Source organism: Stenotrophomonas sp. YJH_SMC_6 (genome assembly GCF_059371335.1).
The window spans coordinates 228,258-240,308 of the sequence record NZ_JCAFUM010000008.1 but is presented as its reverse complement, the minus strand read 5'-3'; the positions used below and the strand labels follow the sequence as shown (position 1 = coordinate 240,308).

Genomic DNA, 12,051 nt, shown 5'->3' with positions numbered 1-12,051 from the left:
CGCTCCAACCGCCTCCCTGGTGAAATTAGCGCTGTGGAACCACCCGATCCCATCCCGAACTCGGAAGTGAAACGCAGCTGCGCCGATGGTAGTGTGGCTCAAGCCATGCGAGAGTAGGTCATCGCCAGGGTTTACACCCGAAACCCCGCTGCTCACGCAGCGGGGTTTTTCTTTGTGCGCAGTAAATGCGGGTAGTGCCGGCCGCTGGCCGGCAACCCGATGGCATTGCATCACCCGGTAGATCCACGCCATGCGTGGATGCCCTCTGCGAGGAGCCAAGGCGCCAACCAAGGTTGGCCGCTACCAACAGCAGGCCCACACAGCAATCGATTGCCGGCCAGCGGCCGGCAACTTTGTGCGCGGTAAACACCGGGTAGTGCCGGCCGCTGGCCGGCAACCCGATGGCATTACATCGCCCGGCAGATCCACGCCATGCGTGGATGCTTCCTGAGGGGAGCCAAGGCGCCAACCAAGGTTGGCCGCTACCAACAGCAGGCCCACACAGCAATCGATTGCCGGCCAGCGGCCGGCACTACCAGGGGCAGGTCACGCATAAAAAGACGGCGCCCTGCGGGCGCCGTCCTGATCAAACTCGAATGGAAGGCCCGGATCAGGCGACCCGCGAGACCTCGAGCGGTTCCTGCTGGCGGAATACCGAGACTGCTTCGGTCAACGTGCCGGCCTGGTTCTGCAGCTCGCGTGCGGCAGCGGTGGCTTCTTCCACCAGCGCCGCGTTCTGCTGCGTGGCCTGATCCATCTGCACCACGGTCTGGTTGATCTGCTCGATACCGATCGACTGCTCCTGCGACGCTGCAGAAATCTCGCGCATCAGGTGGCTGACATCCTCCACGCCGCCGACAATTCCCTGCATGCGCTGGCCGGCATCGGCCACCAGCTGGGCACCTTCGCCCACCTGCCGGCCCGCTTCGTCGATCAGCTTCTTGATCTCCTGTGCGGCCGCCGCCGAACGCTGCGCCAGCACGCGCACCTCGCTGGCCACCACGGCAAAGCCTCGGCCCTGCTCGCCGGCGCGTGCCGCCTCCACCGCTGCGTTCAACGCCAGGATATTGGTCTGGAAGGCAATGCCGTCGATGACGCCGGTGATGTCGCCGATCCGCTTCGAGGCACCTTCGATGGCCTGCATGGTATCCACCACCCGCTGCATGGCCGTGTTGCCGTCACTGGCAGCGTTCTGCGTGGAGGCGGCCAACGCACTGGCCTCACGCGCATGGGCGGCGTTCTGGCGCACGGTGGCGGTCAGTTCCTCCATCGATGCTGCGGTCTCCTGCAGGTGCGCTGCCTGGCGCTCGCTGCGCTCGGACAACGCGCCGTTGCCGGCCGCAATCTCGCTGGCGGCGGTACTGATCGACGCCGCGCATTCCTGGATGCGGCCGACCATGCGTGCCAACTGCCCGGCCGTGGCATTGGCATCGCGCTGGATGGCAGCGAAGGCGCCGTGATACTCGCCGTGCATGCGCCGATCCAGATCGCCGTTGGCCAGTGCCGAGAGCATCTGCCGTACTTCGTTGACGGTGCTGCCGAGCGTATCGAGCAGCTGGTTGATGCCACCGGTCAGGCCATCGAGGAAGCTGGCGCCTTCAGTGGCCTGCAGGCGCTGGTCGAGGTCACCGGCCGCCGCCGCTGCGACGATGCCGGCCACGGCATTCTCCAGCGCGAGCTCATGGGTGCGGTCATGCCATTCCACGGCGAAGCCCAAGCGCACGCCCTGCGCGTCGAACACCGGTGTGACCACCTGCGCGAAGTGCACCGGGCCGATCTGCACCTTGCCGTTGTGGGCTACCTGCAGGCCGTTGAGGATCGCGCGGATGCGGTCCGGGTTGGCGTGGAAACGATGGATGCTGCTGCCGACCAGGCGCTCGGCGTCGAAATCGGGGAAGGCCTGTCGCAACGTCGCCTGCTGGTTGCGCAGCAGTGCCACCACCGAGCGGTTCACGTAGCGGATCACATGGTCGTTGTCGGCGATCATCATCGCGGTGCGCGAGGCATCGAGGGCCTGGCGGATCTGCGCGTTCTCGGCATGTGACGCGGCTTCGCGCCCACGCTGGGCCTGCACGTGGCGTGCAGTGTCGGCGAGGGCGTGGGCCAGTGAACCCGGCGCATAGGCGCCGGTATCGGCATGCGCGCCAAGATCGGCACCGGTGGCGATATCGCGTGCGAGCGCGGCAAGCCGACGCGGGCCGTGGCCAAGGGCCTCGGTCTGCTGGCGAAGGCGCAGTGCGACCTGGCCGAGGAACAGGGTCAGGCCCGCGAGCATGCCGGCCTGCAGCAGCGTCGGCCACAGCGCGGCACCGCCCTGTAGCGGTGCCAGCAGGGCGAGCGTACCGACGCCACCGGCCAGCCACACCGGAAGGCGATCGCGATGGCCCAGCAGCACGCCCAGCAGCAGGGCAATCGGCAATGCCGGTGACAGGCTGATGATCGCGCACAACACAGCCAGCTGCAGCGACAACAGCAACGCCAGACCGTTGCGAGCGACGGCCCGGCCCGCCTGGGCCCCGCCCAACCACGCGGCTGGCAGCACGGCGACGGCCACCAACGCGGCAGCCTGCACCTGCGGGCCGCGCACGGCCAGCGCCAGGCCAGCCAGGGCCAGTACCGCGCTGCCGATCAGCAGGCGGCGGTCAGCGCGGTGCGCGAGCTGCTGCAGGTGCGGCAGGCGGGCGGTATCGGGGGGACGGGAGGATGCAACGGACATCGGCGACTCCTGGATCAGCAGACGACAACGGCCACGCCGCGGCGCACGCAGGAGTGCGTGACCAGGGCGCGAGCCGGGAATTCGGGGAATGCGACGCGATCAGCGACGCGGAGAAGGGACACCGCGGCCACATCCTGTGGGTGACGGTGCAATGGAGCAGGCATGCGGACTTCCTTGCAGAATCAGACACACGCCGCAGGCCCGACCGGACCTGCGTGCTGCGGACGCAGGGGCCCGCAACTGATGTATCGGCCGCAGACGCGCAGAGTGAAGCGCGCGGATACCTTTGCTCAGCCCGCGTTGTCGTTGCTGAAGAAGCGCAGGATCACGCCTGCGATCTGTTCCGGATCTTCCATGTGCAGGTGATGGTTGCCGGGAAACACCGCCAACCGCCCATCGCGCAGGTGCTGCAGGCGATCGCTGCGCATCGGCTCGGGGTAGTAGGACTGCGCTGGCGTGGCATAGATCACCTGCGTCGGGCAGGCGATGGCCTGCAGCAGGTTGTCGATCTGGCCTTCGCTGAGACGGATCGCAGTGGGCAGCATCAGGCGCGGATCGCTGCACCAGCGGTAGCCACCCTCGACCGGTTCCACGCCGCGCTCGACCAGCAGCCGTGCACAGTGCTCGCTGAGCTGGTTGGTCATCATCCGTGCGCGGATCGGCGCGGCGAGGTCGGGGAACACGCGCAGCTGCTTGCGTGCCAGTGCGCGCGTGGCATTCACATGCTCGCGCAGGCGGTTGGCGGTTTCTTCCTCGGGGCCGCGCAGGCCGCCGAGCGCTTCGATCGCCACCAGGCGCTCGACGCGGTCACTGACCGAGGCGGTGAGGCTGGCGATGCCGGCGCCCATCGAATGGCCGAGCAGGTTGAAGCGGTCCCAGCCCAGTGCATCGGCGACGTCGAGCACGTGGCAGATCGCGGCGGCCGTGGTGTAGCTGGCACCGGCCGGCAGATGCGCGCTGTGGCCATGACCGGGCAGGTCGATGGCAACCAGCTGCAGCGACGACAGGTGCGGCGCCAGCGGCACGAAGCTGGCCGCGTTGTCGAGCCAGCCGTGCAGGGCCAGCACGCGCGGGCCATCGCCGTGGTTGCGCAGGCCGGCGACGCGCGCGCCACCGACCTCCAGTTCAAACGGTTGCAGACTCATGCCAGCGAGGCCACGGCCAGCCGCGCAAGCGCGCGTGCGTGCTCCGGTTCGGCGTTGAGGCAGGGGATGTAGCGCATCGTCGCGCCGCGCTCGGCCAGTGTTTCGGTGAAGCCCATGGCGACTTCTTCCAGCGTCTCCAGGCAATCGGTGGCGAAGCCGGGGCACACCACGTCGATCTGCTTCACGCCGGATTCGGCCAGCGCCCACAGGCTGGGCTCGGCATACGGCTGCAGCCAGCGCTCGCGGCCGAAACGCGACTGGTAACCCATCTGCCACTCGTCCCTGCCCAGTTCCAGCGCCTTGGCGATGGCCTGTGCGCTGGCCTCGCAGCGCTGCGGATACGGATCGCCGGCATCGGCCAGGCGCTGCGGGATGCCATGGAAGGAGAACATCAGCGTCTGGCCGCGACCGTGCTGTTGCCAGTAGCGGCGGATCGAGCCGGCCACGGCCTCGACCCAGCCCGGATCGACCGAATAGTCGCGCACCAGGCTGACGGTCACGCCAGGATTGCGGCGCTGCCAGGCATCGACGCGGTCTTCAACCGAGGCAGTGGTGGTGGTGGAGTACTGCGGATACAGCGGCAGCACCACGATGCGGCGCGCACCGTCGGCTGCCAGGCGGTCGAGCTCGCTGGCCAGCGCCGGTTCGCCGTAACGCATCGCATGGCGCACTGTCAGGGTCGGCAACAGGGCCTGCATGGCCTGCGCCAGCTGGCGCGTATGCACCATCAGCGGTGAGCCGTCGGGCAGCCAGACCTGGGCGTACTTGGCCGCCGAACGACTGCTGCGCAGGGGCAGGATCAGTCCGCGCAGCAGCGGCTGCCACAGCAGTGGCGGGATCGCGACCACGCGGCGGTCGGACAGGAATTCAGCCAGGTAACGGCGTACGGCGGGGGCCGTCGGCGTCTCGGGCGTGCCTAGGTTGACCGCCAGCACGGCGGTATCGGGTGCGTCGAGCATGGGCGGTATTGTCGCCGATCCGGTGTCGCGCCGGGATGCAGGGTTCGGATTGCAGGCATAGCGCGCATCAATGTGAGCAGGGAACGCTCATTGGGGATTCATGACAACGCTACTAATTTCAGTCACTTGCTATATCTTCCTATGGACTGACTTCTGGAGCCTGCCATGCGTCGCCCGATCCAAGCCCTGCTGATCGCCGCCAGCCTGCTGTCCAGCCAGGCCATGGCCGGGCCGCAGGAAGACCAGCGTGCGCGCAATGCCGTGCGCGTGCTGGCTGAAATCCAGGAAATCCCTGAACAGGGCATTCCGGATAAATTGCTGGACGAAGGCCGCGCGGTCATCGTCATTCCCGACACGATCAAGGCCGGTCTGGTCATTGGCGGTCGTCGTGGCCACGGCCTGATGTCGGTGCGCATGCCCAACGGCGCCTGGTCCAACCCGGTGTTCGTGAAGCTCACCGGCGGCAGCATCGGCTTCCAGGCCGGCGTGCAGTCCTCCGATGTGGTGCTCGTGTTCCGCAACGACCGCAGCCTGGACAACCTGGTCAACGGCAAGTTCACGCTGGGTGCCGACGCTGGCGTCGCCGCCGGTCCGGTGGGCCGCAACGCCGCCGCGGCCACCGACGGCCAGCTGAAGGCCGAGATCTGGTCCTGGTCGCGCGCCCGCGGCCTGTTTGCCGGCGTCGCCCTGGATGGCGCGGTGCTGCAGATCGACGATGCCGCCAATCTGGACGCCTACGGCAGCAACACTACGCCGCGGATGATCTTCGAAGGCCGCGCCGCCGGTTCGCCGTCGATGGATGTGGTCGCCTTCCGCGATCGCCTGGAAGAGGCCACCTACGCGGCGCGCAACAACCGCAGCGGCAACGGCGGCAGCGCGCCGCGCCCGGCTGCCGCCCCGGCAGCTGCTCCGGCGCCTGTTCAGGCAGCACCGGCTGCGCCGGCTGAGGCCACCACCGCGCCGCTGCAGAACGTGCCGCAGAACCCGCCGCCGCAGCAGCAGGGCTTCCAGCCGGTGAATGACGGCGAGATCCGTACGGAAACGCTGGGCGGAAACTGACTTTCGTCACGCGCGCCGGCTGACAGCCGGTGCGCTATGCTCGACAGCCTGATCACTAACGTAACGAGCGTCTTTATGGGCAGTTTCAGCATCTGGCATTGGTTGGTCGTGCTGGCCATCGTCCTGCTGGTGTTCGGCACCAAGCGCCTGACCAGCGGCGCCAAGGACCTCGGTTCGGCGGTCAAGGAATTCAAGAAGGGCATGCGCGACGAGGACAAGCCGAACGCGCAGCTGGGCGATGAGTCGCGCAGCCAGGAGGCGTCGCGCACCGCGCAGGACGAGCACGACCGTAGCGCTCGCTGATCCGGAGCGGTTGCGGTGTTCGATATCGGCTTCAGCGAACTGCTGGTGATTGCAGTGGTCGCCCTGGTGGTGCTCGGTCCCGAGCGCCTGCCCAAGGCGGCCCGCTTCGCCGGCCTGTGGGTGCGTCGCGCCCGCAATCAATGGGATTCGGTGAAACAGGAACTGGAGCGCGAACTGCAGGCCGAGGACATCAAGCGGCAGATGCAGGATGTGCGTCAGGGCATGCAGGACACCGAGAACCAGCTGCGCGCCAGCGGTGAAGCGATCCGTCGCGAAGCCCAGCAGGCGCAGCAGCAGGGCGATGACCTGGTGCAGCAAGTCCGTGCACCGGCGCCCGCGGATCTGCCGCCGCACATGAGCGCCGCGCCCGATGCCGTTGAACCAGCGCAGGAGGGTGGTGCCGCCGAGCCGGTTTCGGCCGCGCCCGCTGAAACTGGTACGCCGCCGCCGGCGCAGAGCACGGAGCGCCACCCATGAGTGAACAGGATTTCGGCGAGAGCTCGCTGGTAGAACACCTGGTGGAACTGCGCGGCCGGCTGGTGCGCGCATTGCTGGGCCTGGGCGTGGTGCTGCTGGCGCTGCTGCCGTTCACCCAGAAGCTCTACAACGCGCTGGCCGAACCGCTGGTCTCGCAGCTGCCGAACGGGCAGACGATGATCGCCACCAACCCGGCCGGTGCCTTCTTCGCACCGCTGAAGCTGACCTTCTTCGTCGCGTTGTTCGTGGCGGTACCGTGGCTGCTGTACCAGCTGTGGGCGTTCGTCGCGCCCGGTCTGTATGCACGCGAGAAGCGCCTGGCGGTGCCGCTGCTGGTGTCATCGGTGCTGCTGTTCTACACCGGTTGCGCCTTTGCGTATTTCCTGGTGCTGCCGGCGGTGTTCCACTTCCTCACCACCTTCAGCCCGGACGTGATCGCAATCACACCGGATGCGAATGCCTATCTGGACTTCGTGCTGGCGATCTTCTTCGCCTTTGGTGGCAGTTTCGAACTGCCGGTGGCGATGGTGATCCTGGTGTTGCTGGGCTGGGTGACGCCGCAGCAGTTCAAGGAAGGCCGCGGCTACGCGATCGTCGGCATCTTCGTGCTGGCGGCGGTGCTGACCCCGCCGGACGTGGTGTCGCAGCTGATGCTGGCGATTCCGATGTGCCTGCTGTACGAGCTGGGCATCCACGCCGCACGCTGGCTGGTGCCGTCGTCGGTAGTGAAGAAGCCCGCCGCCTGAAAGACAAAAAGGGGACGGAGGGGATTAAGTCGTTAAAGGCAAAAACGACTTAATCCCCTCCGTCCCCTTTTCTATCCACGCATGGCGTGGATCTACCTGCGTTCTGGTCAGGCGTGGAACACGTCGCTCGAGGTCGGCGTGGTCGGAATCGGCGGCGCCGCGCGGCTGCCGCGGTGCACGAACATCTGCTTCCACGCGGCGTAGACCGCGCCGACATACAGCGGCATCAGCACCGTGGTCAGTACCAGCTGGGCGATGAAGGCGGCGGCCAGCGGGCCGCCGATCAGCATCGCGATCTGGATCACGATAACGAACAGGATGTACATGCAGAACGCGGCGATCAGGCCGAGTGCGGCGAACACGATCATCGCGCCGATGTTCTCGATGCAGCCCTGCAGGCTCAGGCGCAGCGCATGCATGCCGCTCTGCTTGTCGAACACCACCAGCGCCGGCTGGGTGAACATTGCCAGCGACAGCGCGACCGCACTCAGGAACACCAGCAGCATCCACAGCGCGATGCGCTTGGCCGGCAGGTTGGCGACCAGCGCGGCCGCGTCATCCGGCTTGATCTGCTGGCCACTGCGGCTGATCTCTTCCATCTTGGTCATGACCTCGCTGAAGGCGGTGAAGCCCTCGCGGCCGATCATCAGGAACAGCAGCGCGCCCAGCAGCAGTACCGCCAGCACCTGGATCGCCAGCGGCACCAGCAGGTGGCTGACGCGGTGGTCGCGGATCGGTTGCAGCAGGTGCGAGGCCAGGCCCGGGCGGCCTTCATCGATTTCGCCCACGGCATACAGCATGCCGCCGAACATGATCGGCGAGATGGCCAGCGTCATCAGCTGCACGGCCATGCCGGCGGCGCCGGGAATCAGCGTCGACAACAAGGTGACCACCCAGCTCACCAGCAGCCAGGTCAGGCCGATCCGGGCCAGCTGCAGCGGCGCACGCCGGTACAGTGAGAACGTATCCAGCAACCACTGGGCGCCCGCCGAAGCCGGCAGCTTGCGAATCTCTTTCATGGACATCCGGGAAGGACAGGAGGGGGCCGGGCGGCTGCCCGTGCCGCCGATTATCCCTGTTTTGCCACCGGCTGGGCTGAAGACAGCCGTGCCTGGCGGACGAAGCGGCGCAACAGCTGGCGGGCCAGCGGCGCGGCACTGACCGCGCGCTCGATGCTGCGGGCGCAGCCGCCGTGGCGGCCGATGCAGTCGGCGCGGGCACGCACGTAGCCACGCATGTGGTGGGTGGCGAACTCCGGATGGAACTGCACGCCCCAGGCCTGGCGTCCCCAGCGGAAGGCGTGGCAGCCATCCAGCGGCGACCGGGCCAGCACCTCGGCGCCGTCGGGCGCGCGCAGCACGGTCTGCAGATGGGTGGCATGGGCGGCAAAGTGCTGCGGCAGGCCCTGGAACAGCGGGTCCTGCGCGGCCTGCGGCTGCAGTTCCAGTTCGATCGTGCCGGACTCGCGGCCGGCCGGGTTGTAGGCCACCTCGCCACCCAGCGCATGTGCCAGCAGCTGATGGCCGTAGCAGATGCCGAATACCGGCAGGTCGTCGTGGGCGGTCTGGCGCAGCCACGCGGCGCTGCGCTCGCTCCAGTCGGCATGGTCGGTGACGAAGGCGGCCGAGCCGGTCACCAGCACGCCGGCGAAGGCATGAGGGTCGGGCAGGGCGCCACCGTGCTCGACATCGACCACCACCGTCTCGTGTTCCTCCAGCCCGGCGGCGACGCGGATCCAGTGCGGAAAGCGCCCGTAGCGGCGCAATGACGGCACCGGTCGGCCGGTTTCAAGGATCAGGAACGGGGCTGGGTTCATCCGGGGGCGGCAGCACTGACAGGACTTCCTCGATTGTAGTCAGCCCCTGCGCCACCTTTTCAAGCCCGGCCTGGCGCAGGGTTCGCAGCCCTTCAGCCCGCGCGGCACGGGTGAAACCGGCCAGGTCCATGTCGGCGCGGATCTGCCCGCGCAGCCGCGAACCCAATGGCAGCAACTCATACAGGCCGATGCGGCCGAGGAATCCGGTGCGCCGGCATTCCAGGCAACCGACCGGCCGACAGGGCGTGGCGGCATCTGAATATGCAGCATGGCTATCAGCCAGCACCGCCCAATCGGCCGCGCCGAGGCTGTGCGGCTGCTTGCAGTGCGGGCACAGCGTGCGCACCAGGCGCTGGGCGAGGATGCCGTTGAGGGTGCTGGCCAGCAGGTAATGCGGCACGCCCAGGTCGAGCAGGCGGGTGACCGCCGAGGGCGCGTCGTTGGTATGCAGGGTGGACAGCACCAGGTGGCCGGTCAGCGAGGCCTGCACCGCCATCTGCGCGGTCTCCAGGTCGCGGATCTCGCCGATCATGATGATGTCCGGGTCCTGCCGCAGCAGGGTGCGCACGCCGCTGGCGAAGTCCAGGTCGATGTTGGCCTGCACCTGCATCTGGTTGAACTCGGGCGCGATCATCTCGATCGGGTCCTCCACCGTGCACACGTTCACGTCCGGCGTGGCCAGCCGCTTCAGCGTGGAATACAGGGTGGTGGTCTTGCCCGAGCCGGTCGGGCCGGTGACCAGCACGATGCCGTGCGGGCGCTCGACCAGCGCATTCCAGCCGGCGGCCTCCTGCGGGCTGAAACCGAGCTGGTCGATGCTCTTGAATGCGGCATCCGGGTCGAAGATGCGCATCACGCACTTCTCGCCGAAGGCGGTGGGCATGGTCGACAGGCGCATCTCGACCTCGCGGCCACCTGGCGAACGGGTCTTGATGCGGCCGTCCTGCGGGCGCCGGCGCTCGGCCAGGTCCATGCGGCCCAGCACCTTGATGCGGCTGACCACCGCGGTCATCACTGCCGGCGGTACTTCGAACACCTTGTGCAGCACGCCGTCGATGCGGAAGCGCATGCGCCCCATCTCGCGGCGCGGCTCCAGGTGGATGTCCGAGGCGCGCTGTTCGTAGGCGTACTGCAGCAGCCAGTCGACGATGTGCACGATGTGCTGGTCGTCGGCATTGACGTCGCCGGTGCGGCCCAGCTCCACCAGCTGCTCGAAGCTGGGCAGGGTGGTGCTGGCCTCGCCGCGCACATCGCCACGGGCGCCGCGCACCGAGCGGGTCACCCCGTAGAACTCCATGGTGTAGCGGTGCAGGTCCAGCGGGTTGACCACCGCCAGCTCGATGCGGCGGCGGGTCAGGTGCTGCAGGTCACGACGCCATTCCTGCACCAGCGGCTCGCTGGTGGCTACCAGCACGCGCTCGGCATCCACCGCCAGTGGCAGGAAGCGATGGCGGCGGGCGTAGGCATGCGACACCAGCGCGGTCACCGCAGCGACGTCCACCCGGGTTGGGTCGATGCGCAGGTAACGGCTGCCGGTGCGCTGCGCCAGCCACTCGGTCAGGCGTTCCAGGGTCAGTTCGCCGCCGCCGGTGGCGGCCAGCTTGAGGTTGGACAGCAGTACCAGCGGATGCACTTCACTGGCGTTGCGCGCGCCCTGTGCGGAAAACCGCATGCGCTCGCGGTCCTGCTCGGCCACCAGGCCATCGGCGGTCAGGGCCGCGGCAATCTGCTCGAAATGCAGCCGTCCCCAGGGCAGCGGGACGCCGTCCGCCTCGCCGGGCGTGCCTGCCGGCAGCCGATGTTCCATCTGCCTGCTCCTCCCGGGTACGGAATGCCCCGCAGGTCGGCCGTTATACTAGCGCACCCCCTTGCCGGCCAAGACTCGTACGCATGTCCGCGACCCCGACCGTTCCGATCACCTTCCAGGGCCTGATCCAGACCCTGAACCAGTTCTGGGCCCAGCAGGGCTGCGTGCTCATCCAGCCGCTCGACCTGGAGGTGGGCGCCGGTACCTTCCACCCGGCCACCTTCCTGCGTGCGATCGGTCCGGAAGGCTGGAATGCGGCCTACGTGCAGCCGTCGCGGCGCCCGACCGATGGCCGTTACGGTGAGAACCCGAACCGCCTGCAGCGCTACTACCAGTACCAGGTGGCGATGAAGCCGGCGCCGGACAATATCCAGCAGCTGTACCTGGATTCGCTGAAGGCACTGGGCATCGATCCGCTGGTGCACGACCTGCGCTTCGTCGAGGACAACTGGGAATCGCCGACGCTGGGCGCGTGGGGCCTGGGCTGGGAAGTCTGGCTCAACGGCATGGAAGTGACCCAGTTCACCTACTTCCAGCAGGCCGGTGGCCTGGAATGCCGCCCGGTGCTGGGCGAGATCACCTACGGTCTCGAGCGCCTGTGCATGTACCTGCAGAACTGCGACAACGTCTACGACCTGATCTGGACCTACGGCCCGGACGGCCAGCCGGTGACCTACGGTGACGTCTACCACCAGAACGAGGTGGAGCAGAGCACCTACAACTTCGAATACGCCGACGTGGAAGAAATGTTCCACCGTTTCGACGCCTGCGAGCGTGAGGCGCAGAAGCTGGTGGAAGTGAACCTGCCGCTGCCGGCCTACGAGCAGGTGATGAAGGCCAGCCACACCTTCAACCTGCTGGATGCGCGCCGTGCGATCAGCGTGACCGAGCGCCAGCGCTACATCCTGCGCGTGCGCGCGCTGGCCCAGGCGGTGGCCAGGGCGTACTACGAGCAGCGCGAGAAGCTGGGCTTCCCGGGCGCGAAGAAAGCCTGACGGCCCTCCCGCACCGACCCGCTTTTCA

At 67.8% G+C, this 12,051-nt stretch carries 11 protein-coding genes and 1 rRNA gene; 6 read left to right on the top strand and 6 right to left on the bottom strand.

Annotated features, from left to right (window positions below; translation table 11 throughout):
- The first annotated feature begins 15 nt into the window (after positions 1-15).
- A 5S ribosomal RNA gene (gene rrf, locus AC5P9N_RS11465) occupies positions 16-130 on the top strand.
- Positions 131-610: 480 nt separating this feature from the next.
- Here rrf and AC5P9N_RS11460 read toward each other — a convergent pair.
- The 3 genes from AC5P9N_RS11460 to hemH form a co-directional block, all read right to left on the bottom strand.
- The gene (locus AC5P9N_RS11460; RefSeq protein ID WP_099485170.1) at positions 611-2,716 is read right to left on the bottom strand and encodes a methyl-accepting chemotaxis protein; all 2,106 of its coding nucleotides are present in this window, start codon (positions 2,714-2,716) and stop codon (positions 611-613) included.
- Between the two features lie 290 nt (positions 2,717-3,006).
- The gene (locus tag AC5P9N_RS11455) at positions 3,007-3,861 is read right to left on the bottom strand and encodes an alpha/beta fold hydrolase (RefSeq protein ID WP_005411680.1); all 855 of its coding nucleotides are present in this window, start codon (positions 3,859-3,861) and stop codon (positions 3,007-3,009) included.
- Complete coding sequence (gene hemH, locus AC5P9N_RS11450; protein WP_099485169.1) at positions 3,858-4,820, bottom strand: ferrochelatase; 963 nt, start codon at positions 4,818-4,820, stop codon at positions 3,858-3,860. Before hemH ends, AC5P9N_RS11455 begins: the two co-directional genes overlap by 4 nt.
- A 165-nt stretch (positions 4,821-4,985) precedes the next feature.
- On the opposite strand from hemH, the gene AC5P9N_RS11445 reads away from it, so the two are divergent.
- The 4 genes from AC5P9N_RS11445 (at position 4,986) to tatC (ending at position 7,405) form a co-directional block, all read left to right on the top strand.
- Positions 4,986-5,879 (top strand): lipid-binding SYLF domain-containing protein, encoded by an 894-nt coding sequence (locus AC5P9N_RS11445; RefSeq protein WP_024957775.1) that lies wholly within the window; start codon positions 4,986-4,988, stop codon positions 5,877-5,879.
- Positions 5,880-5,954: 75 nt separating this feature from the next.
- The gene (gene tatA / locus AC5P9N_RS11440; RefSeq protein ID WP_099485168.1) at positions 5,955-6,182 is read left to right on the top strand and encodes a Sec-independent protein translocase subunit TatA; all 228 of its coding nucleotides are present in this window, start codon (positions 5,955-5,957) and stop codon (positions 6,180-6,182) included.
- Positions 6,183-6,197: 15 nt separating this feature from the next.
- Positions 6,198-6,659, top strand: coding sequence for a Sec-independent protein translocase protein TatB (tatB, locus tag AC5P9N_RS11435; protein WP_099485167.1), 462 nt, complete (start codon positions 6,198-6,200; stop codon positions 6,657-6,659).
- Positions 6,656-7,405 (top strand): twin-arginine translocase subunit TatC, encoded by a 750-nt coding sequence (tatC, locus tag AC5P9N_RS11430; RefSeq protein ID WP_005411675.1) that lies wholly within the window; start codon positions 6,656-6,658, stop codon positions 7,403-7,405. The genes tatB and tatC overlap by 4 nt, the downstream gene beginning before the upstream one ends.
- Before the next feature lie 107 nt (positions 7,406-7,512).
- On the opposite strand, the gene AC5P9N_RS11425 is transcribed toward tatC, so the two are convergent.
- Genes AC5P9N_RS11425 through AC5P9N_RS11415 form a run of 3 tightly spaced genes read right to left on the bottom strand, consistent with a single transcriptional unit; the run spans position 7,513 to position 11,028 of the window.
- Entirely contained in the window at positions 7,513-8,424 is a 912-nt protein-coding gene (locus AC5P9N_RS11425; protein WP_005411674.1) for a BPSS1780 family membrane protein, read from the bottom strand.
- Between the two features lie 50 nt (positions 8,425-8,474).
- Complete coding sequence (locus AC5P9N_RS11420; RefSeq protein WP_012481650.1) at positions 8,475-9,221, bottom strand: glutamine amidotransferase; 747 nt, start codon at positions 9,219-9,221, stop codon at positions 8,475-8,477.
- On the bottom strand, positions 9,193-11,028 hold the full coding sequence (locus AC5P9N_RS11415; RefSeq protein ID WP_099485166.1) for a GspE/PulE family protein: 1,836 nt from the start codon (positions 11,026-11,028) through the stop codon (positions 9,193-9,195). The genes AC5P9N_RS11420 and AC5P9N_RS11415 overlap by 29 nt, the downstream gene beginning before the upstream one ends.
- 83 nt (positions 11,029-11,111) lie before the next feature.
- Here AC5P9N_RS11415 and glyQ point away from each other — a divergent pair, with 83 nt between their 5' ends.
- Positions 11,112-12,023 (top strand): glycine--tRNA ligase subunit alpha, encoded by a 912-nt coding sequence (gene glyQ, locus AC5P9N_RS11410; RefSeq protein WP_012481649.1) that lies wholly within the window; start codon positions 11,112-11,114, stop codon positions 12,021-12,023.
- Positions 12,024-12,051: the final 28 nt, after the last annotated feature.